At 64.2% G+C, this 21,657-nt stretch carries 21 protein-coding genes; 9 read left to right on the top strand and 12 right to left on the bottom strand.

Translation table 11 applies throughout. From position 1 onward, the window contains the following. Positions 1–107: 107 nt before the first annotated feature. The 3 genes from ACLBXN_RS17255 to ACLBXN_RS17265 are packed head-to-tail and all read right to left on the bottom strand — an operon-like array spanning position 108 to position 2,432. Positions 108–530, bottom strand: coding sequence for a universal stress protein (locus ACLBXN_RS17255; protein ID WP_167007445.1), 423 nt, complete (start codon positions 528–530; stop codon positions 108–110). Positions 531–559: 29 nt separating this feature from the next. Next, positions 560–1,438, bottom strand: coding sequence for a metallophosphoesterase (locus ACLBXN_RS17260; protein WP_447612946.1), 879 nt, complete (start codon positions 1,436–1,438; stop codon positions 560–562). A gap of 13 nt (positions 1,439–1,451) precedes the next feature. Continuing rightward, a complete protein-coding gene (locus ACLBXN_RS17265) occupies positions 1,452–2,432 on the bottom strand; it encodes a LysR family transcriptional regulator (RefSeq protein WP_447612947.1) in 981 nt (326 codons plus the stop codon). Between the two features lie 135 nt (positions 2,433–2,567). Between ACLBXN_RS17265 and ACLBXN_RS17270 the strand changes: the two genes are divergently transcribed. Further along, entirely contained in the window at positions 2,568–2,996 is a 429-nt protein-coding gene (locus tag ACLBXN_RS17270) for a hypothetical protein (RefSeq protein ID WP_003059907.1), read from the top strand. A 304-nt stretch (positions 2,997–3,300) separates the two neighbouring features. On the opposite strand, the gene ACLBXN_RS17275 is transcribed toward ACLBXN_RS17270, so the two are convergent. The 3 genes from ACLBXN_RS17275 to ACLBXN_RS17285 form a co-directional block, all read right to left on the bottom strand. Then, complete coding sequence (locus ACLBXN_RS17275) at positions 3,301–5,157, bottom strand: phosphoenolpyruvate carboxykinase (GTP) (protein ID WP_043003241.1); 1,857 nt, start codon at positions 5,155–5,157, stop codon at positions 3,301–3,303. A gap of 351 nt (positions 5,158–5,508) precedes the next feature. After that, complete coding sequence (locus tag ACLBXN_RS17280; protein ID WP_167007454.1) at positions 5,509–5,646, bottom strand: hypothetical protein; 138 nt, start codon at positions 5,644–5,646, stop codon at positions 5,509–5,511. Positions 5,647–5,736: 90 nt separating this feature from the next. Next, the gene (locus ACLBXN_RS17285) at positions 5,737–6,939 is read right to left on the bottom strand and encodes a threonine ammonia-lyase (protein WP_211458127.1); all 1,203 of its coding nucleotides are present in this window, start codon (positions 6,937–6,939) and stop codon (positions 5,737–5,739) included. On the opposite strand from ACLBXN_RS17285, the gene ACLBXN_RS17290 reads away from it, so the two are divergent. From ACLBXN_RS17290 to ACLBXN_RS17310, 5 genes are all read left to right on the top strand, one after another. Next, positions 6,880–7,128 (top strand): hypothetical protein, encoded by a 249-nt coding sequence (locus tag ACLBXN_RS17290; protein WP_447612989.1) that lies wholly within the window; start codon positions 6,880–6,882, stop codon positions 7,126–7,128. The two genes, ACLBXN_RS17285 and ACLBXN_RS17290, sit on opposite strands and share 60 nt — an antisense overlap. A 115-nt stretch (positions 7,129–7,243) precedes the next feature. Next, positions 7,244–8,902: a 2,3-epoxybenzoyl-CoA dihydrolase gene (gene boxC / locus ACLBXN_RS17295; RefSeq protein WP_447612948.1), complete on the top strand. Its 1,659-nt coding sequence runs from the start codon at positions 7,244–7,246 to the stop codon at positions 8,900–8,902. A 97-nt stretch (positions 8,903–8,999) separates the two neighbouring features. Further along, positions 9,000–10,424 carry a benzoyl-CoA 2,3-epoxidase subunit BoxB gene (boxB, locus tag ACLBXN_RS17300; protein ID WP_253232862.1) on the top strand — a complete coding sequence of 475 codons (1,425 nt, stop codon included), beginning with the start codon at positions 9,000–9,002 and terminating at the stop codon, positions 10,422–10,424. 108 nt (positions 10,425–10,532) lie between these two features. After that, on the top strand, positions 10,533–11,834 hold the full coding sequence (boxA, locus tag ACLBXN_RS17305) for a benzoyl-CoA 2,3-epoxidase subunit BoxA (RefSeq protein WP_447612949.1): 1,302 nt from the start codon (positions 10,533–10,535) through the stop codon (positions 11,832–11,834). Positions 11,835–11,969: 135 nt separating this feature from the next. After that, positions 11,970–12,572 (top strand): HD domain-containing protein, encoded by a 603-nt coding sequence (locus ACLBXN_RS17310; RefSeq protein ID WP_050873095.1) that lies wholly within the window; start codon positions 11,970–11,972, stop codon positions 12,570–12,572. Between the two features lie 166 nt (positions 12,573–12,738). Here the strand turns inward: ACLBXN_RS17310 and ACLBXN_RS17315 are convergent, their stop codons facing one another. Both ACLBXN_RS17315 and ACLBXN_RS17320 read right to left on the bottom strand, forming a co-directional pair. Next, positions 12,739–13,467 (bottom strand): aspartate/glutamate racemase family protein, encoded by a 729-nt coding sequence (locus ACLBXN_RS17315; protein ID WP_447612950.1) that lies wholly within the window; start codon positions 13,465–13,467, stop codon positions 12,739–12,741. A 1-nt stretch (position 13,468) separates the two neighbouring features. Further along, entirely contained in the window at positions 13,469–14,350 is an 882-nt protein-coding gene (locus ACLBXN_RS17320) for an amino acid ABC transporter substrate-binding protein (protein WP_447612951.1), read from the bottom strand. Between the two features lie 270 nt (positions 14,351–14,620). Between ACLBXN_RS17320 and ACLBXN_RS17325 the strand changes: the two genes are divergently transcribed. Then, positions 14,621–15,844 carry a D-amino acid dehydrogenase gene (locus ACLBXN_RS17325; RefSeq protein WP_447612988.1) on the top strand — a complete coding sequence of 408 codons (1,224 nt, stop codon included), beginning with the start codon at positions 14,621–14,623 and terminating at the stop codon, positions 15,842–15,844. 12 nt (positions 15,845–15,856) lie between these two features. Here the strand turns inward: ACLBXN_RS17325 and ACLBXN_RS17330 are convergent, their stop codons facing one another. After that, positions 15,857–16,765, bottom strand: a complete 909-nt coding sequence (locus ACLBXN_RS17330) for a LysR substrate-binding domain-containing protein (protein ID WP_043003249.1) — start codon at positions 16,763–16,765, stop codon at positions 15,857–15,859. Positions 16,766–16,786: 21 nt separating this feature from the next. Continuing rightward, positions 16,787–17,353: a cob(I)yrinic acid a,c-diamide adenosyltransferase gene (locus ACLBXN_RS17335; RefSeq protein WP_447612952.1), complete on the bottom strand. Its 567-nt coding sequence runs from the start codon at positions 17,351–17,353 to the stop codon at positions 16,787–16,789. Positions 17,354–17,537: 184 nt separating this feature from the next. Between ACLBXN_RS17335 and ACLBXN_RS17340 the strand changes: the two genes are divergently transcribed. Then, a complete protein-coding gene (locus ACLBXN_RS17340) occupies positions 17,538–17,906 on the top strand; it encodes an EF-hand domain-containing protein (protein ID WP_043003328.1) in 369 nt (122 codons plus the stop codon). A 24-nt stretch (positions 17,907–17,930) separates the two neighbouring features. Here the strand turns inward: ACLBXN_RS17340 and ACLBXN_RS17345 are convergent, their stop codons facing one another. Both ACLBXN_RS17345 and ACLBXN_RS17350 read right to left on the bottom strand, forming a co-directional pair. Then, complete coding sequence (locus ACLBXN_RS17345) at positions 17,931–18,902, bottom strand: BMP family lipoprotein (protein ID WP_447612953.1); 972 nt, start codon at positions 18,900–18,902, stop codon at positions 17,931–17,933. A gap of 15 nt (positions 18,903–18,917) precedes the next feature. Then, complete coding sequence (locus ACLBXN_RS17350) at positions 18,918–19,916, bottom strand: Bug family tripartite tricarboxylate transporter substrate binding protein (RefSeq protein WP_447612954.1); 999 nt, start codon at positions 19,914–19,916, stop codon at positions 18,918–18,920. Positions 19,917–20,209: 293 nt separating this feature from the next. On the opposite strand from ACLBXN_RS17350, the gene ACLBXN_RS17355 reads away from it, so the two are divergent. Continuing rightward, a complete protein-coding gene (locus ACLBXN_RS17355) occupies positions 20,210–21,637 on the top strand; it encodes an FAD-binding oxidoreductase (protein WP_211458135.1) in 1,428 nt (475 codons plus the stop codon). The last annotated feature ends 20 nt before the right edge of the window (positions 21,638–21,657 follow it).

Raw genomic sequence — 21,657 nt, forward strand, 5'->3', positions numbered from 1 at the left:
AAACGGAGGTACTTTGGTTTTTGTAGCTGTGGACGCTCATCTATCCTTGATTTGACGCCGTTTTATGCCTGATGTATATGCACATCAAGCGCAAGCAGCTATGAAAATCAGCGAATCAGCAGCACGGGGATGGTGCAGCCCGCCAGCACCTGAGAGCTGACCGAGCCCATGACCAGGCGGCCCAGCGCGCCGTGGCCATGCGTGCCCATGGCGATCAGGTCGAACTTGCCGTCCTGCGCGGCGTGGATGATGGTGTCGGCAATGGGGCCGACCTTGGAGATGCTGTGCGCCTCGACGCCACGCGCCTTCAGGAACTCCTGCACGGGCTGCAGGATCTTGGCGGATTCTTCGTCGTAGTACTGCTCCACCACTTCCTTGCCCAGCGCAGCGCGTGCACGCGGAGGCAGCAACGGCTGCACGGTGATGATGGTGTACTCATGGCCCGTGCCCAGCATCTCCTGATGCGAGGTCAGATAGGCCAGCATTTTCTGGGTGTAGGCACTGCCGTCCACAGCGAGCAAGATCTTCATACCAATTTCTCCTTGTTGATGTCTCGAGCCTAAGGGCTAGGGACAGTCAGCATCTTGACTTGGCTCAAGTCAATTGTCGATGCCGGCAGAAAGTCCTCCTGCTCTCCCTTGCGGGCATAGCCGAGAGGATTGGCCACCACGCGGCATTGCCAGGCGCTGCCGTCCTCGCGCCGGCCGCTGGCGATGTAGTCGCTGGCGCAATGCAGATGGCCGTGCAGCCAGAGCTGGGCATGGGGCAGAAAGTCGTCCATCACATTGCAGAAACCGGCCGTGCCGGGCACCAGCCCGTAGCGCGGATCGGCGCTGCGCAGGCTGGGCGCAAAGTGGGTCACGGCCACCGTGGACCCGTCAAACGGCTGCTGCAGCGCGGCGCGCAGCCAGTCCTGGCAGAGCAGGCTTTCCTCGCGCATGGGCGCGGCCAGAAACGGCTCGCCCTGGCGGCTGCCGCCGGTCTTTTGCAGATAGAAATTGGCGGCGCGAAAAGCCTTCTCGCGCAGCCTGTGCAAACGCGTGGCATCGCTCACGCCCTCATGCATGGCCATGGCGTCGAAGTCGCTCCACAGCGTGGTGCCGATGAAACGCACGCCGTCCATGACCACGGTTTCACGGTCGAGCCAGATCAGGCCCAGCTTGTCGCACACGCGCTGCAGGCGCAGTCTCGCCTCGTCGAAGTCCTGCATGTCGTACTCGTGATTGCCGGGCACGAACAGCACGGGCGTGGGCCAGGCCGCGTATTGCGGCAGCGGCGAGAAACGCTCCAGCCCGAAGTTCTCGCCATCGACCTGGCTGCTGCTCTGGTAGGAGCCGATATCGCCAGCCAGCACCAGCACATCGGCGCCGGCCGCCGGCTGGGCCACGAATTGGGGGTGGACTTCAAGGTGCAGGTCGGACAGCAGCTGGATCTTCATGCGGCTAGTTTAGTCAACCATGCTGGGTGACCTGGGCCGAACCATTGGCAAAGGTGATCTCAGCCGAGCGCGTCAGCGTTTTCAGCAGCCAGTCATAGGCCTGCGGGTGCGGGCCGCGCCGGCGCCACAGCGCATCCACATGCACGGGCGTGACATCGAAGGGCAGATCGCGCAACTCCAGCTGATCGCCCATGCCGGTCACGGGCACGAAATGGCGCGGCAGGATGGTCAGCAGATCGGAATTGATCACCACGCGCGCTGCGGTGAAGAACTGGTTGACGGTGAGCACCACTTCGCGCGAACGCCCCAGCGAGGCCAGGGCCTCGTCGATGAAGCCGAAGGAGCGGCCCGAGAAGCTGACCAGCATATGGCGGGCCGCGCAGTAGTTGTCCAGTGTCAGCGGCACATGCGCCAGCGGGTGGTCCTTGCGCATCACGCACAGGTACTCGCTCTCGTACAGGCGGCGGCTGTCAAACGCCACCAGACCGCCGGCCTGTGCACGCGCCGTCAGATCGGCCAGCACGGCGGGGAAATAGCCCACGGCCATATCGGCCTCGCCATCGTCGAGCAGGGATCTGGGATCGCGCGTGGTCAGCGGCAGCAGGCGTATGCCCAGGCCCGGTGCCTCGCGCTCCAGGATCGGGTACAGCGGCGGAATCAGCGTGGCGGCCGTGGCATCGGCCATGGCGATCACGAACGTGGTGCTGGCCGTCTCGGGATCGAACTCGTCCGGTGCGAGTGCGCCCTCCAGATGCTGCAGGGCCTCGCGTATCACCGGCCACAGAGCCTGGGCGCGCGGCGTGGGCTCAACGCCCTGCCCCTGGCGCACCAGCAGCTCGTCGCCCAGGACCTCGCGCAGCCGGCGCATGGCATTGCTGACCGCCGGCTGGGTGATGCTGAGCTTGTGCGCCGCGCGCGTGAGACTGCGTTCGGACATGACCTCATCGAAGACGCGCAGCAGATTCAGATCCAGAGAGCGAAAGTTCAAAGACATGGCATCACCCGATACATCACTACCGTGAATGCTACAGATTCAAAATATAAATTTGAACATACCTAGGGTAATCCCTATAGTTACACCTATTCCCCGGGCAATTCGCCAAAAGCGTGGGTCAAAGGGTTAACTGCCATGAGCAACTTTATTTACAACTCCTACTGTGTCGAGCACCCTGGTGTGGTGCGTATCTATCAGGCCAGCGACGAACGCATGGCCGCCATTGCCGCCGAACATGAAGCGCAATCCCAGTCCCGATCGCACTGGATGGTGCTGGCCGTGGTGCTTGCCGCTCTGGCCGCCGGCGTATTCCAGGCCACCGAGACCTGGAGCGACGGTCATATGATGGCTGCCTGGATGGTTCTGTGGGCCATGGCCTTTGCCAGCATCGCCCTCTTCTCCCAGCCCGCCCGCCGCGCCATCAATCTGGTGCGTACCGGCTACCGCGCCTGGGTCAAGAGCCGCCAGCAAGCCGCTGCCGATGAACGCGTCTGGAACGCTGCGCTGCAAGATGCCCGCCTGATGGCCGATCTGGCCCGTGCCATGGATCGTCAGAGCCGCTAAGCGTCCGGACCGCTTCCCCCGAAAAGCCGCTGCCCACAAGGCCGCGGCTTTTTGCATGGGGAAATAGAGTCAAACAAGCCTCTATCCCAGATTTAGAAAGTGCTTACAGCTACAAAAATAAAAGCAAACAAAAAGCCCTGCTGAAAAAAATCAGCAGGGCTTTTTTAATGTGCACAGTCTCAGCCAGGGACACCGCGCAAGGGCCGCCCCGCCGCGCTGGTGTCGTCCCCCTCCCATAGCGCGAAGCGCGTAGAGAGAGGGGCGCCCTGCTAGGGGGAAGCCGCGCAGCGGCTCAGGGGGAGAATCAAGCGCTCAAGCGCTTTTCCAGCTCAGCCTTGGTATCCAGCATGGCCTTGGGCAGGTTGTAAGCCAGCTTGTCGAAATGCTCGCCGTGCAGCTTCATTTCCTCGGCCCAGGCAGCCTTGTCGATATTGGTCACGCTGTCGAACTGGGCGGCGTTGAAGTCCAGGCCGCTCCAGTTGATTTCAGCGTACTGGGGCGCAATACCGAAGGCGGTTTCCTGACCTTGGGCCTGGCCTTCCAGACGGTCGATCATCCACTTCAGCACGCGCATGTTCTCACCGTAGCCGGGCCAGACGAACTTGCCTTCGGCGTTCTTGCGGAACCAGTTGGTGGTGAAGATCTTGGGCAGGGTTGCGCCCTGGCCTTCGATCTTGGCGCCCAGGTCCAGCCAGTGCTGGAAATAGTCGCTCATGTTGTAGCCGGCGAAAGGCAGCATGGCGAAGGGATCGCGACGCACCACGCCTTGTGCGCCAAAGGCGGCGGCGGTGGTCTCGGAGCCCATGGTCGCAGCCATGTACACGCCTTCGGTCCAGTCACGGGCTTCAGTCACCAGAGGCACGGTGGTGGAGCGACGGCCGCCGAAGATGATGGCGTCGATCTTCACGCCCTTCTGGTCGTCCCAGGCTTCGTCCAGCGCGGGGTTGTTGGTGGCAGCCACGGTGAAGCGGGCATTGGGGTGGGCGGCCTTGGCGCCGGTTTCCTTGGCGATCTGGGGCGTCCAGTCCTTGCCTTGCCAGTCGATCAGGTGATCGGGCAGCTTGCCCTGGTCCTTTTCCATGCCTTCCCACCACACGTCGCCGTCATCGGTCAGGGCCACGTTGGTGAAGATCACGTTCTTGTCCAGGCTCAACATGCAGTTCGGGTTGGTCAGCATGTTGGTGCCGGGAGCCACGCCGAAGTAACCGGCTTCGGGATTGATGGCGCGCAGCGAGCCGTCAGCCTGGGGCTTGATCCAGGCGATGTCGTCGCCGATGGTCGTGACCTTCCAGCCGTCGAAGGCCTTGGGGGGCACCAGCATGGAGAAATTGGTCTTGCCGCAGGCGGAGGGGAAGGCGGCAGCCACGTGGTACTTCTTGCCTTCGGGGTTGGTGACGCCCAGGATCAGCATGTGCTCGGCCAGCCAGCCCTGGTCGCGGCCCATGGTGGAGGCGATACGCAGCGCAAAGCACTTCTTGCCCAGCAGCGCATTGCCGCCGTAGCCCGAGCCGTAGGACCAGATTTCGCGGGTTTCGGGATAGTGAACGATGTACTTGGTCTTGCTGCAAGGCCAGGTGGTTTCGTCCTTCTCGCCTGCGGCCAGAGGTGCGCCGATGGTGTGCACGCAGGGCACGAACTCGCCGCTGGTGCCGATCACGTCATACACGGCCTTGCCCATGCGGGTCATGATCTTCATGTTGACGGCCACATAGGGGCTGTCGGACAGCTCGATGCCCACGTGGGCGATGGGCGAACCCAGCGGGCCCATGGAGAAGGGCACCACGTACATGGTGCGGCCAGCCATGCAGCCGTCGAACAGAGGGTTCAGCGTGGCGCGCATCTCGGCAGGGTCCATCCAGTTGTTGGTGGGACCTGCGTCTTCCTTCTTGGCGGAGCAGATATAGGTGCGGTCTTCCACACGGGCCACGTCCGAAGGATCGGTCCAGGCCAGGAAGGAGCCGGGGCGCTTGGCCAGGGGCTTGAAGGTACCGGCATCCACCAGTTGCTGGCACAGCGCGTCATATTCGGCTTGCGAGCCGTCGCACCAATGGATCTGGGCGGGCTTGCACAGCGCAGCCATTTCGGCGACCCAAGCGATGAGCTTGGGGTTCTTGACGTAATCGGGAGCCTGGATGTTCAGGCTTTGCACAGCGGCGTTCATGGGGGAAGTCCTTCAATTAAAAACCAATTTTTCAAAGAAGCATCCTCTGTAGTCCGAGCCGGATGCGTCTTTGAAAAAAGGCTTTTGAAGGTGTCTCGCTTGCTTTCCCTAGCGCCTGTTGGCGCCTGCAGTCCATCCGATTAAGTCAAAACAACCTTGTTTTGAATAGCGGCGGGACATCGATTCTAGGGAGGGGCTTCGAATTTGTCAGCAATTCACTGGCAATAACTATGCATCTTATGCATCAAAGTATGTGCATTTCAAACATTGATGACGTGTTCGGATATAAAAAAACCCCGCATCGCGGGGTTGGGTCAGCCAGGGTTGGAATGCCTTGAGCAGGTGTCGGCCTCAGGCCATGTTCACGGCAATGAAGGCCAGCAGAAACATCATCACCGCACCGGCGGCCGGAATGATGACGGGGATGTAGGGAACCACGGCTTCGGCCGCATCCTGCGGCTCGTGGTCGACGGCGGGATCATGTGACATGCGATCAATGCTCCTTTCAACAATGGTTGACAGGCATTCTGGCGCAGAGGCCGCTGTCACCCGCTAGGGGAAAGCCCGCCAGCGAGCACATCAGCCAATGCGCTCGGCTTCCATGCCCGCCGCGCGCAGAGCCTGCAGCACCTGCTCCACATGGGGCTGATTGCGAGTCTGCAGCACCAGTTCGATCTCCACATTCTGCGCGGCCAGCATGGTGAAGGCACGCTGGTGGTGCACCTCCTCGATATTGGCCCCGGCAGCGGCCACGGTGGTGGTGATCTGGGCCAGCACGCCGGGCACATCGCGCGCGCTGACGCGGATGCGGGCCAGACGGCCGGAGCGCACCATGCCGCGCTCGATGATGGCGGCCAGCAGCATGGGGTCGATGTTGCCGCCCGACAGCACCAGACCCACCTTCTTGCCCTTGAACTGCGCCGGATAGCGCAGCAGAGCCGCCAGGCCTGCCGCGCCCGCGCCTTCGACCAGCGTCTTTTCGATCTCCAGCAGCATGAGCACGGCCTGCTCGATATCGCCCTCGTCCACCAGCAGCAAATCATCCACGCAGCGCTGCACCACTTCCTGGGTGATGAGGCCTGGCTGGGTCACCGCAATGCCTTCGGCAATCGTCGACGTGCCCATGGGCAGATCGGTATGGCGCAGCGCATTGACCATGGAAGGAAAGCGCTGGGTCTGAACCCCCACGACTTCGATCCCCGGCTTGATGGCCTTGGCCGCCGTCGCGATGCCCGCGATCAGGCCGCCGCCGCCAATGGCAATCACCAGCACATCCAGATCGTTCTGGGCCTGCAGAATTTCCAGTGCCAGCGTGCCCTGGCCGGCGGCAATCGCCTCGTCGTCATAGGGATGGACAAAGGTCAGCTGCTGCTCCTGCGCCAGCTGGTAGGCATGGGCACGGGCCTCGGCCAAGGTGTCGCCATGCAGCACCACCTCGGCGCCGAAGCCGCGCGTGCGCTCCACCTTCACACCCGGGGTGAAACGCGGCATGACGATGACGGCACGCAAGCCCAGACGTTGCGCGTGATAGGCCACGCCCTGGGCGTGGTTGCCCGCGCTCATGGCGACCACGCCGCGTGCGCGCTCGGCATCGCTGAGCATGAGCAGCTTGTTCAGCGCGCCGCGCTCCTTGAAGGATGCCGTGAACTGCAGGTTCTCGAACTTGAGATAGACCTGCGCCCCCGTGATCTGCGAGAGCGTGCGTGATTCCACAAAAGGAGTTTGAAGGACGGCGCCATTCAGGCGCGCAGCGGCGGCTTGGATATCTGCAAAGGTCAGCATGGTGAAGCCATTTTGCAAGCAGCCCATCATCCCGCGCCAGTGCCGGGTTTGCCGACCAGCAGCCTTGGCCTCGATCGCTCTCCAATTGATAGCTTCAATCCTTTTATAGAAAAAGGATTTCTTGCAAAAACACCTGAATTTCAGTGTCGTGCAGCGATTGACGAGCAGCTAAGGATTTCCCTTAGTTAACGCAAAACATGCAACATAGTGCCTAAAACCGCGTGCATTTTTTTGAGCCATCTGCATAATTGTGCCTACACCTAGTCAATAACTGCACTATTTTTCATCTCAGCAGGAGCCGAGCATGCAGCAGCAAACCGTCGTCGATTACCGCACCGACCCCAGCCAGTACCGGCACTGGTCGTTTGAAGTGGATGGCAATATCGCCCGGCTCAAGCTGGACATTGCCGAGGACGGCGGTATACGCCCCGGCTACAAGCTCAAGCTCAACAGCTATGACCTGGGCGTGGACGTGGAACTGCACGATGCACTCAACCGCATCCGCTTCGAACACCCGCAGGTGCGCTCCGTCATCGTCACCAGCGGCAAGGAGCGCATCTTCTGCTCGGGCGCGAATATCTTCATGCTCGGCGTCTCGTCCCACGCCTGGAAGGTGAACTTCTGCAAGTTCACCAACGAGACGCGCAACGGCATGGAGGACAGCTCCCGGCACGACGGACTCAAGTTCGTCGCCGCCGTCAACGGCGCCTGTGCGGGCGGCGGCTACGAGCTGGCGCTGGCCTGCGACGACATCGTGCTGATCGACGACCGCTCTTCCTCGGTATCGCTGCCCGAGGTCCCGCTGCTGGGCGTGCTGCCCGGCACGGGCGGGCTGACGCGCGTGACCGACAAGCGCCATGTGCGCCACGACCTGGCCGACATCTTCTGCACCAGCGTGGAAGGCGTGCGCGGCCAGCGTGCCGTGGACTGGCGACTGGTGGATGCGATCGCCAAGCCCGCGCAGTTTGCCGAGGTGGTGCAGCAACGTGCCGCAGCACTGGGCGAGAGCAGCCCGCGCCCGGCTTCGGCCCAGGGCGTACAGCTTGCCAGGCTGCAACGCGAGCAAAGCCCGGGCGGCCTGCACTATCGACACGTCAGCGTGCAGATCGATCGCAGCAAGCGCAGCGCCACCATCACGGTCAAGGCCCCCCGTGGCGAACAGCCCGCCAGCCTTGAAGCCATAGAAAGCGCAGGCGCCGCCTGGTGGCCGCTGGCCATGGGCCGCGAGCTCGACGACGCCATCCTGCATCTGCGCACCAACGAGCTCGATGTGGGCACCTGGATTCTCAAGACCGAGGGCGATGCGCGCGCCGTGCTGGCGGCGGGCCAGACCCTGGTGACGCACCGCGATCACTGGCTGGTGCAGCAAACCACAGGCCTGCTGCGCCGTACCTTTGCACGCCTCGATGTGTCGTCGCGGTCGCTGTTCGCCTTGATCGAACCCGGCTCCTGCTTTGTCGGCATGTTGGCCGAGCTGGTCTTCTGCGCCGATCGCGCCTACATGCTGGTGCTGCCCGACGAACCCGAGCGCGAGCCCGTCATCGAGCTCGATGCCTTCAACTTCGGCCTGCTGCCGCTGGTCAACGATCAAAGCCGTCTGCAGCGCCGCTTCTATGAGGAGTCCGAGCCGCTTGAGGCCGCGCGCGCTGCCGTTGGCAAGCCGCTCAACGGCGATGCCGCGCAACAGCTGGGACTGGTCACCGCCGCACTGGACGATATCGACTGGGAAGACGAGATCCGCATCGCCATGGAAGAGCGTGCCGCGATGTCGCCCGACGCGCTCACGGGCCTCGAAGCCAATCTGCGTTTCGCCAGCCAGGAAAACATGGTCACGCGCATCTTCGGGCGTCTGTCGGCCTGGCAGAACTGGATCTTCAACCGCCCCAACGCGGTGGGCGAAAAAGGGGCGCTGAAGCTCTACGGCACCGGACAGAAAGCCGGCTTCGATTTCAACAGGGTATGAGCCAACGGCCCTGACTCGGCGTCCGCCGGTCGCTCAGCACCAGTTTCAAGCGACTACACGGCTTCATGAATCGGCAAAACATCACAGGAGACTCCCCATGAGCAGCATCGACTACAGCCAGAAGATTCCCAACAACGTGGACCTCAGCGGTGACCGCACGCTGCAGCGTGCGCTGGAGAGCTGGCAGCCCAGCTTCATCCGCTGGTGGGACGATGTGGGCCCGGAAGGATCGACCAACTACGACGTCTATCTGCGTACCGCGGTGAGCGTGGATCCGCAGGGCTGGGCGCAGTTCGGCTACGTCAAGATGCGTGACTATCGCTGGGGCATCTTCCTGAACCCGGCGGATCAGGAACGCAGCATTCATTTTGGCGATCACAAGGGCGAGAAGGCCTGGCAGGACGTGCCCGGCGAGCACCGCGCCAACCTGCGTCGCATCATCGTCACGCAAGGCGATACCGAGCCTGCGTCGGTGGAGCAGCAGCGCCACCTGGGCCTGACCGCGCCGTCCATGTACGACCTGCGCAATCTGTTCCAGGTCAATGTGGAAGAAGGCCGCCATCTCTGGGCCATGGTCTACCTGCTGCACAAGCATTTCGGGCGTGACGGACGCGAGGAAGCCGAGGCCCTGCTGGAGCGCCAGAGCGGCGATGAAAACAACCCGCGCATTCTGGGCGCCTTCAATGAAAAAACGCCGGACTGGCTGGCGTTCTTCATGTTCACCTACTTCACCGACAGAGACGGAAAATTCCAGCTCGCAGCGCTCGCCGAATCCGCGTTCGACCCGCTGGCGCGCACCACCAAATTCATGCTGACCGAAGAGGCGCACCACATGTTCGTCGGCGAGTCCGGCGTCTCGCGCGTTCTGGCACGCACCTGCCAGGTCATGAACGAGCTCAAGACCGACGATGTGAACAAGCTGCGCAATGCGGGCGTCATCGATCTGCCCACGATCCAGCGCTATCTGAACTTCCACTACAGCGTGACCATCGACCTGTTCGGCGCCGACCAGTCGAGCAATGCCGCCACCTTCTACAGCTCGGGCCTCAAGGGCCGCTACGAAGAGGGCAAGCGCGAGGACGACCACAAACTGCACGAGCAGAACTACAAGGTGCTGGAAGTGGTGGACGGCAAGTTGCAGGAGAAGGAAGTGCCCATGCTCAACGCCTTGAACGAGGTGCTGCGCGACGACTACATCAAGGACAGCAATGCCGGTGTGGGCCGCTGGAACAAGGTGATGGAAAAGGCCGGCATCGACTTTCGCCTGACGGTGCCGCACAAGGCCTTCAACCGCCAGATCGGCGCGCTGGCAGGCGTGCGCATCAGCCCCGACGGCCGCCCCGTGAGCGAGCAGGAATGGCTGACCAGGAAGAGCGAGTGGCTGGCCAGCGACGACGACCGCAGCTTTGTCGCATCGCTGATGAAGCCATGCCTGGAGCCGGGCAAGTTCGCCGGCTGGATTGCGCCCCCCGTAATGGGCATCAATCGCCAGCCCGTGGACTTCGAGTACGTGAAATTTTGATACCCCCTGAGCGGCTGAGCCGCTTCCCCCAAGGGGGACGACATCCTCGCGGCGGGGCGACCCTTGCTCGATGTCACTGAGTTGGGTTGCCACGGTTTGGAGAACAAAATGAGCACCATCACGCTGATTGAAAACGGCATCCTGAAGCAGCATCTGATCGACCCGGAGATCTGCATTCGCTGCAACACCTGCGAGGCGACCTGCCCCGTGGACGCCATCACGCATGACGACAACAACTATGTAGTCATGGCGGACAAGTGCAACGGCTGCATGGACTGCATCTCGCCCTGCCCCACCGGCTCCATCGACAACTGGCGCCTGGTGTCGACAAGCAAGCCCTACAGCGTGACCGAGCAACTGGGCTGGGAGAGCCTGCCCGAAGAACTTTCTGCCGACGTGCTGGCCGCCGCGCAGACGACCGAGAATGCCGTCGATGTGCAGGACCTGAGCCAGGCCCAGGCCGTGATTGCGGCCGCTGCCGGTCTGGCCGAAAGCGGCGCTGCGGAAGTCTTTCGCGCAGCCAGCTATGGCGCCACCACACCGCCCTGGTCTGCCGCCCATGCCTACACCAATCTGCATGGTCCCAAGGCTCCGGTGACGGCCACGGTGGTGGGCAATCTGAACTGCACGGAAGCCGGCTTCGACAACGAGACCCACCATATCGTGCTGGACTTCGGCGCCATGCCTTTTCCAGTGCTCGAAGGCCAGTCGCTGGGCATTGTCCCGCCCGGTGTGGATGCCGGCGGAAAGCCCCATGTGGCGCGCCAGTACTCGATTGCCAGCGCCCGCAACGGCGAGCGCCCCGGCTACAACAATCTGGCATTGACCGTGAAACGCGTGGTCGAGGATCACCAGGGCCAGCCCGTGCGAGGCGTGGCCAGCAACTATCTCTGCGATCTGCAGGTAGGTGACAAGGTGCAGGTCATCGGTCCGTTCGGCAGCAGCTTTCTCATGCCTAACCACCCGCGCTCGCACATCGTGATGATCTGCACCGGCACGGGCAGCGCGCCCATGCGCGCCATGACGGAGTGGCGCCGCCGCCTGCGCAAAAGCGGCAAGTTCGACAGCGGCAAACTGCTGCTGTTCTTCGGCGCGCGCACGCCTCAGGAGCTGCCCTATTTCGGCCCCTTGCAGAACCTGCCAAAGGATTTCATCGACATCAACTTCGCCTTCTCGCGCGTGGCCGGCCAGCCCAGGCGCTATGTGCAGGACGCCATGCGCGAGCGCTCGGCCGACCTCATGGAGCTGCTGCGCGACGACAACACGCACATCTATGTCTGCGGTCTCAAAAGCATGGAGGACGGCGTCGTGCTGGCACTGCGTGATGTGGCCCAGCAAGCAGGACTGGGCTGGGACGAACTGGGCTCAAGGCTCAAGCGCGAAGGACGTCTGCACCTGGAAACCTACTGACGCCTGCAGCCCTCGCCCCCGTCTGCGGCCAACAGGATCCGCGCATCAAGGCGGTGGCGGCATGTCATGCCCTTGACAGCGCAGCCCCTGCCAGCGCCCTACAGTGCAACGACCATAACCCACGAAAGACATGGCATGAATGCACGGGCGAACTTTCTGCGCATGCAAGACAGCACGCGTGAAGACTGGCAGTTGATCGGCGGCGAATTCGCACACTTCACCAGCGGCCTGCCCGATCGGGTGATGGCCCATCTGAAGCTGCTGGAAGGCGACTATGGCGGCTTTCCGGTGGACCGCTATACCCACTCCCTGCAAACCGCCACGCGCGCGCTGCGCGACGGCCGCGACGAGGAGTATGTGGTGTGCGCACTGCTGCACGACATTGGCGACACCCTCGGGTCCTTCAACCACCCCGACATAGCCGCAGCGGTTCTCCAGCCCTTTGTGAGCGAGGCCAACCACTGGATGGTCCAGCATCACGGCATCTTCCAGGGTCACTATTTCTTCCATCACATCGGCCTGGACAGGGACATGCGCGAGCAGTTCCGGGAGCATCCGCACTACACGCGCACGGCCGAGTTCTGCGAACTCTATGACAACCCGGCCTTTGATCCCCGGGCCGAGACCCTGCCCTTGAGCGAATTCGAGCCCATGCTGCGCCGCCTGATGCAGCGGCCCCGGCAAAGCATCTACAAGGCCGCCATGGAATCAACGATGCAAGACGCCCGGAAGTCGTAGCACACGCCGGCATGGCGCCTGCCGCAATCATCAAAAGATGAGCTGTTATCGCTGGCCCATCAACAAACCTGGCAATGATTCAGTCCATGTTTGTTTTTCCGCAGGCGGTTGCAGCTCATCTTTTTGATGCGCCCTGGCCCGCTCCGCAAGCGTGCTGCCGTCGCAGCTAATGCGCGTAGGCGTCCTGTGCCAACGCGCAGGCCAGTATCCAGGCCGGGTCCACCAGCTCGGCGCCGCGGGCCTGCGATGCCTGCGGAAGGGCCAGCGGAATCTCGGTACAACCCATGATCACGGGCACGGCGCCATGGCGCTGCAGCAGCGGCGCCAGCGCCTCGCCGAAGCATTGCACAGCCAGCGGCATATCGCCCTGCTTCACGCCCTCGTAGATGCCTTGCATGAGCCGGGCCCGGCCCGCCGGTCCGGGCCGCAGTGCGGCAATGCCGCAATCGGCCAGCGCCGCGTCGTAGAGCCCGCTGTCATAGGTGCCGTCCGTGGCCAGCACCAGGGCCTGGCGCGCGCCGCCTGCCTTCAGGTACAGCGCCGTCTGCTGCGCGATGTGTAGCACACGCAACTGCGGGAAAAGCGCCTGTATCTGCCCATGCCAGGCATGGGCCGTGTTGCAGGCCAGGGCCACGCTGCGCACGCCCAGGGCCGCGAGCCGGCCCGCACCCTGCAGCAGATGCGCAGCCGGGCCCGCAGGGGACTGCGGATCGCTGCGCAGCGCCTGTGTGCGATCGGGCATGGGCAGCTGTACCAGCCAGTGCTCGGGATAGGCCTGGTCGTGCACGGGCAGACCCTGGCCCTGCAGATGCCGGGTGCAGGCCTGCACGAACAGGCGCACGAAATCCGCGCCCGCTGCAGGCCCCATGCCGCCGAGAATGCCGACCGCCTGCATCTCAGAACGCCGGCTTGTCGCCGCGCTCCTGCACGTTGCGCTGCAGCTGCTCGCTCATGGGCAGACCCAGGGCCGCGTTCTTGGGCGGGATGGGCTGCATGAACCATTTGTCGTAGAGCCTGGCGAAGGCGCCCGACTTCATCAGGTCGCCGATCACGCCATCCACCAGCTGCTTGAACTGCGGGTCGTCCTTGCGCAGCATGCAGGCATAGGGCTCGACCTGCAGCGCATCGGCCACGACGTGGAAATCCTTGGGATTCTTGGCGTTGGCGATCAGGCCGTAGAGCAGGATGTCGTCCATGCCGAAGGCCGCGGCGCGGTCATTCTCGACCAGCAGAAAGCCGTCGGCATGGTCCTTGGCCATGACGATGTTCATGCCCCAGCCCTGCTCGGCATTGGCCTTGCGCAGCACCTGCAGATTGGTGGTGCCGGTGGTGATGGCCGCTGTCTTGCCCTTGAGGTCGGCATAGCTTTGGATGCCCGAGCTCTTCTTCACCAGCAGCCGTGTGCCGGTGTAGAAGTGATTGATGGCAAAGCCCACTTCCTTGGCCCGCACCGTGTTGTTGGTGGTCGATCCGCACTCCAGGTCTATGGTGCCGTTGGCCAGCAGCGGCATGCGGTTCTGCGAGGTCACGGCCTGCCAGCGCACCTCCAGCGCGGGCAGATTCAGCACCTTCTTCACGGCTTCGGCGACTGCCTGCGACAGCTCCACGGTCATGCCGATGGGCTTGCCGTTGTCCAGGTAGCTGAAGGGCACGGAGGACTCGCGGTAGGCCAGCGTGATGCGCCCGCTGTCGCGCACCTTGGCCAGGGTATCGGCATGGGCAGAGCCCAGAAAACCCAGGCTCAGTGCCGCACAAAGCACGGTGGAGTGAAGTTGCATGCGGTGTCTCCTCTTCGGTGGTGGATGTGCCGCCAGTGTAGAAAGCGCGCCCGGCTCCGGAGGATGACAATATCGGGCTGGTCCATGCCTCTGGTTTATGGGTGACAGCGCAGGCACCGCCATGCTCCGGGTAAACACCGCGACCGGGGGCCAACCGGCCGCACGCATCGCGCGAGCAGGCCATAACCTGGGTGCATACCCTGCATGCCAAATGCCATGGCTGTCTGGCCCCGCACGGGCCTACAGTGCGACAGCATGGAGAAACGATCAATGCATGTCTGTATCGTGGGCGCCGGCATCGTCGGCCTGGCCACTGCCTATGCGCTGCAGCGCGCGGGCTGCCGCGTCACGGTCCTGGAACGCGGGCCTGGCCCGGCAGCGGGCGCCAGCGGCGGCAACGGCGCGCAGCTCAGCTATTCCTATGTGCAGCCGCTGGCCGATCCCGGCATCTGGAAGATGCTGCCGCAGCTGCTGCTGGAGAAGGACTCGCCGCTGGCCCTGCGCCTGCGCGCCGATCCCGCCCAATGGGCCTGGGGACTGCGCTTTCTGGGCGCCTGCAATGCGCGCGCCTCCATGGCCGGCACGCAGGCGCTGCTGAAGCTGGCCGCCGAAAGCCGACAGATTTTCGAGAGTCTGCAGGCGCAGGAGTCCCTGAGCTGCGCACTGCATACGCCGGGCAAACTGGTGCTGTACCAAACGCAGCAGGGCCTGGATGCCGCGGCCCGGCAGGTGGCCCTGCAATCGCGCCTTGGCGGCGCCAGCCAGCAGGTGGTGGATGCGGCAGTCGCCGTGCGCCTGGAGCCCGCGCTGGCAGGCTACGCGGGCCGCATGGCGGGCGCCGTTCATACCCCCAGCGAAAGCGCCGCCGACTGCCGCCAGCTGTGTGAGCAGCTGGCGGCGCTGCTGACCGCACGCGGCGCCGAGCTGCGCTACGACACCGAGGTGCTGGGCTTCGAACGCCAGGGCGACGCCGTCACCGGCCTGCGCACCGCCGCAGGCCTGCTGCAGGCCGAGCACTACGTGCTGGCCAGCGGCTGGGAAAGCCAGGCCCACGCGCGCCAGCTGAGCCTGCGCATTCCCGTCTATCCGCTCAAGGGCTACAGCATCACCGTGGACATACCGGCCGACCACACCCACGCCGCGCCACGCGTGAGCGTGACCGACACCGCGCGCAAGGTGGTGTTCGCGCGCCTTGGCGAGCGCCTGCGCGTGGCCGGCATGGTGGAGATCATCGGCCGCGACACACGCATCGATCCGGCCCGTATCGACAGCCTGCGCCGCTCCACCCAGCAGGTCTTTGCCCAGTTGCCGCTGCAGGGCTCGCTGCACCCCTGGAGCGGCATGCGCCCGGCCACACCCACGGGCCTGCCCATCACCGGCCGCCAGCGCGGCGGACCGCGCAATCTGTGGCTGCAGACCGGCCATGGTGCACTGGGCCTGACGCTGGCCTTCGGCTCGGCACAGCGGCTGGCGGCGCAGATGCGCGCAGCCTGAACGCGGGCCTGCTCAGGAGGCGCTCAGAAGCTCCCGCAGAGCCTTGTGCATTTCCTGGGTCATGGCACGCGCCAGCACCGATCCCGGGCGCTGGGGCAGGCTCAGCGCGTTCACGCCCACGGTGATGCGCGGCAACAGCGGCACCACGTGCACGCGGCGCCGGTCGGCCGCCAGGGCCGTGCAGCCGTCCATGATGGCCGCACCCAACCCATACTCGGCCATGGACAGCGCCGCATGGTAGGTCTGCACCGTCACCACGGGCGACAGCCCCACACCATGCTCGCGGCAGGCCTGACCCAGGCGCATGCCCAGCGGGTCGCGCGCATCAAGCGCGACCACAGGCAGCTCGGCCAGATCCTTGAGTTCCATGCCTTCGGCGCGCACGCGCGAAGGCGGCAGCAGTCCCTTGGGCAACACACAGAACATGTCGACCTCGGCCAGCAGTTCGTGCTCCAGCGCGGGCTGGCCCGCGGAGCTGATCACGAAGCCCACATCGGCCTCCTGCAGCAGCAGGGCCGACACCACCTGCGGCGTGTGCAGCGCCTGCACGTGCACCTGGACCTTTGGATGGCGGCGCCTGAAGCCCGCCACGGCGCGCGGCAGCACCTCGCGGCTGAGCGCAAACACCGTCAGCACATTGAGCCGGTCGGCCGACTGGCCGTGGCGCAGGTTGGCGGCCAGACGCTGCACCTCGTCGAGCTGCTCGAACAACTTCTCGATATGCGGAAACAGGGCCAGCGCTTCATTGGTCGGCGTCAGCCGCCCCCGCGCGCGCTGGAACAGCGCAAAGCCCATCTGCAACTCGGCATGCTGCAGCGTGCGGCTGACCGCAGGCTGGGTGACGTTGATGAGGCGCGCAGCCGCGCTGACGCTGCCCGTCTGCATCACGGCATTGAAGACTTCGATATGTCGCAGACGCATGCCCGGTCTCCCGCCCCTGCCTCACTCGGACTGGGCGCGCGCCAGGCGTTCGCTCTTCCAGTACACATCGTCGCCGCCGTCGATGCGGTTGAGCACGCGGGCCAGCACAAACAGCAGATCGGACAGGCGATTCAGATACTGGCGCGGAGCGGCTCGCATGGCCTCGGCCTGCTCCAGCGCCACCACCTGGCGTTCTGCACGGCGCGCCACGGTGCGACATACATGGGCCTGCGCGGCAGCGCGCGTGCCGGCCGGAAGGATGAACTCCTGCAGGCGCGGCAACTGTGCGTTGTAGTGGGCCAGTGCGTTGTCGAGCTGCAGCAGCGCATCCTCCTTGAGCAGCTCATAGCCCGGCATGGACAGCTCGCCGCCCAAGTTGAACAGCTGGTGCTGGATGTCGATCAGCAGGTCGCGCACATCCTGGGGCATCGGCTCGCACAGCAGCAGACCGATATGCGAGTTCAGTTCATCCACATCGCCCATGGCATGCGGGCGGCCGCTGTTCTTGGAAACGCGGGTGTTGTCTCCGAGGCCGGTGGTTCCGTCATCTCCGGTGCGGGTGGCGATTTGCGTGAGGCGGTTGCCCATGAGTCATCCCTTGTCAAAGCTGCGATTTTTCGGGGCCGGCACGGCCCTCAGATACGGCCGCCATTGTGCGTTACAGCCCGCAGGCAAATGTAGTCTGAGGCAACAGCAGGCAAAAGTGCTGGCCCTTTGCCGCCTCACAGGGTGCAATGCACTCCTGTTATCGCATAGAGAAGGAATGCCATTCATGAACAAGAAGAATCTGCTCAATTGCAAGGTCTCGTCATTCGAAGTCGTCAGCGTGGTGCTGTTCTCCGCACTCACCCTCGGCGGGGGCATGGCTTTTGCACAAACCGGCAGCGGCAATGCCGGCGAGAACAAGGAGCCGGCGCGCATCGTGCAATCGGGCGCGGCCACCGGCGTGCAGCAGGCCCCCACCGCCAAGAACAGCGTGCAGGCGGCCTTCGAGCGTGCCGACGCCAATCGCGACGGTCAGCTCAGTGCGCAGGAAGCGCGCCAGCTGCCCGCCATTTCCCAGCGCTTCGAAGAGATTGACAGCGACCGCAACGGCCAGCTGTCACGCGCCGAATTCGACAAGGGCGCTCAGCAGTACTGAGACCTTGCCGCGGCGATTTCCGGATCACGCCGCGGCGCTGAGTTCCTCCTGCGGCAAGGCAAACTCGGCCCCGGCATAGTCCAGGCGAATCTCGAACTCGCGGCGCATCAGGCGCTGCGCCCAGTCTTCAACCAGGCTGCGCTGCGCAGCACTCACCCCGGCCCCCATTTCCAGCCGAACCAGACTCGGCTCCTCGAGGCCGAAGGCACGATAGCCACCCAGTGGCAGCAGGCCCCGTGCATGGTCCTCGACGGCGCGAAACAAGGCCTCGCCGGAGTCGCAGATCGCCGAGGCTACAAACACCTCGGGGTCGCGCGCCACCCAGTCCAGCACATTGCCGATCTGCGCCACGCCATGTGCGCGGCAGGCCTGCGTCACACCGGGGCGGCCGCCATCGATCATGGCAAACACAATGTCCAGGTCCGTCTGCTCGACCATGGCCGAAACACAGGTGCGGGCCCAGCCGGGACGATGCTGATGACCACAGAACTGGGTGACGAGCTGCCCCTCAAAACCGGCGCGCCTGAGCCCGTCCGCATAGGCCGCGCGGCCACGCAGACCCGGCGGCACCTTCTCGCCCGAGAAATGGCCCACCTTGCCCGTCTTGCTCCACTGGCTGGCCAGCACGCCGGCGAGGAAGGCCGACTGCTCCTGCAGCACCTCGTAACGCGCCACATTGGCTGCCGTCCAGCTGCCCTGCGTCACCGCAAAGGCCTGCTCGGGCCAGCGCTCGGCCAGGATCTGCACCGGACCGTCACCCTGGCCGCCATGCGCCAGAATCAGCGCGTAGCGACCACCGCACAATGCGGACATTTCGGCTGCCCGCTGCTGGGCCGACTGGCCGGCCACCCAGAACACATCGACCTCGTGGCCGGCCTCTCTGGCCTTGTGCGCTCCGCGCAGTCCCGATTCGTTGAAACTGCCCTGTCCTTCGGGGCCAAACAGCACCACGGCATAGCGTGGCTTACGGGGTGAATACAGTTTCTCGCTGCTCATCGTTGTCTCTTCTGCTTAAAGTTTTGCACCTGTTTTCTTCGCGATATCTCCCCAGGCCAGATGCTGGTCCGCAATCAACTGGGTGAAGGCTTTGGATTCCATGTCCCGGGTCACGAATCCCTGGGCTTCCAGCGTCTGCGCAAACTCGGGACGCGCACTGATCTGCCGCACCGCGCTGGCGATTTTTTCGGCCAGAGCCCTGGGCAGGCCAGCCGGTGCCGAGATGCCGACGAAGTTCTCCGAGACCAGCTGTGCCAGTCCCAGTTCGGCCACGCTGGGCACCGTTGGTGCCTGCGCCACGCGGCGTGAGGATGTCAGCGCCAGCAGTTTGAGCCGGCCCTGCTTGTGCAGCGCAATGTTCTGCGGCAGCGCATCGATGGCCAGCTTGATATGGCCGCTGAGCAGATCCGCACGCATGGGGCCGGCGCCGCGGTAGGGCACATGCTCCATGGACAGCTTGAGCGTCTGTGCAAACTGCTCGCCCACCAGATGGCCCACCGAAGCGGCGCCGCCGCTGCCAAAGGCGACGGGAGCAGGCTGCTCCTTGATCCAGCTCACCAGCTCGCTCAAGCTGTTGACGGGCACCGAAGGGTGCACGGCAAACACCGTGGGCACTGCGCCGATGTAGGCCAGATGTTCGAAGCTGCGCAAGGGGTCGTAGCCAGGGCTTTGCAGCAGCGATGGCGCTATCGACAGTGCCGCCGAATTGGATACCAGCAGCGTGTAGCCGTCGTTAGCGCTGTGCGCCACGATCTGCGCGCCAATCGACGAGCCCGCACCGGGCTTGTTGTCTATGACCACGCTCTGGCCCAGCTTCTCGGCCAGCGCGGGAGCCAGCACCCGGGCCACGATATCGCTGGAACCGCCCGGCGGAAAGGTGACGACCAGTTTGATGGGCCGCGTTGGCCAGGCCTGCGTCTGCGCGGCACCCACATGCCATGCCCCGCCCAGCATTCCTGCCGCCGACACCCCGGCCAGCCCCTGAATGAATGATCTGCGACCCGTATCGCGCATAGCTCCGCCCTCCGAACTGCTTTTTTGGTTTGAAGCGAGCTCTGCAGCGCACGCCATGAGGCTTGCCAATATAGGCACACCCGGCACAAACCCTAAACACTGAATTCTCATTAGCTAGGGCGAAACTTATCTATGTGCTCGCACAAGGCGGCTGCGCTGCCGCGAAAGCCACGATGTCTGCCAAGGCATGCGCAAAACCAGCCGCCGCCGCTTCCTGCGCCCTGGCCTAGTGCGCAATACGTACACGCCCGGATGGGACCTGGTGGTATTCTTTTTCTCCTCTGGAGACCCCGATGAACGCACCCGTTGCCCATACCTCGCTGCAGCCCGATTTCGTGCAGCGCCCCATCCCCGAAGAATTTCTGCAGGCTCTGCAAACACGTTTCGGCAGCCAGTGCTCCACGGCCTTGGCCGTGCGCGAGCAGCATGGCCGCGACGAAGGCGCGATTGCCGCGCCCCCGCCGGCAGCCGTGGTGTTTGCCGAATCCACCCTGGACGTGCAGGACGCCGTCAGGCTCTGCGACCAGTACGGCGTGCCCGTGATTGCCTATGGCGCCGGTTCGTCGCTGGAAGGCCATCTGCTGGCCGTGCAGGGCGGCATCACCATCGACGTCAGCCGCATGAACCGCGTGCTCTCGGTCAACACCGAAGACCTGACCATCACCGTGCAGCCCGGCATCACGCGCAAGGCCCTGAACGAGGCCATCAAGGACACCGGCTTCTTCTTCCCCATCGATCCCGGTGCCGACGCGTCGATCGGCGGCATGACCTCGACCCGCGCCAGCGGCACCAATGCCGTGCGCTACGGCACCATGCGCGAGAACGTGCTGGCCCTGGAAGTGGTGACGGCCAATGGCGAAGTGGTGCGTACCGGCAACCGTGCCAAGAAGAGCGCTGCCGGTTACGACCTGACCCGTCTGCTGGTGGGCAGCGAAGGCACGCTGGGCATCTTCACCGAGATCACGCTGCGCATCTACCCGCTGCCCGAAGCGGTGAGCGCAGCCATCTGCTCTTTTTCGAGCATCGAAAACGCCGTGCACACGGTGATCCAGACCATCCAGATGGGCATTCCCATTGCTCGCGTGGAACTGGTCGATGTGAATTCCGTACGCATGGTCAACGCCTACAGCAAGCTGTCCCTGCGCGAGGAGCCCATGCTGCTGATGGAGTTCCACGGCTCGCCCACGGGCGTGAAGGAGCAGGCCGAGATGGTTCAGGACATTGCCCATGAATTCGGCGGCAATGCCTTTGAATGGGCCGAGCGCCCCGAGGACCGCACGCGTCTGTTCACCGCACGCCACAACGCCTATTTCGCGGCCGTCTCCAGCGTGCCCGGCTGCCGCTGCATCACCACCGATGCCTGCGTGCCCATCAGCCGCCTGGCCGATGCGCTGCTGGAATGCGTGACCGAGGCCGATGCCAGCGGCATCCCCTACTTCTTGGTCGGCCACGTGGGCGACGGTAACTTCCACTTCGGTTATCTGATCGACCCCGACAACGACGCCCAGCGCGAGCAGGCCGAGCAACTCAACCACACGCTGGTGGCACGCGCGATTGCGCTGGGCGGCACCTGCACGGGCGAGCACGGCATCGGCATCCACAAGCAGGGCTTTTTGCTCGAAGAGGCGGGAGCCGGTGCGGTGCAGATGATGCGTGCCATCAAGCAGGCTCTGGACCCCAAGAACATCCTGAACCCGGGCAAGATCTTTCAGCTGCAGTGAGCCTTGCTCACGCTGGCTGA

The organism is Comamonas sp. C24C (genome assembly GCF_053345995.1).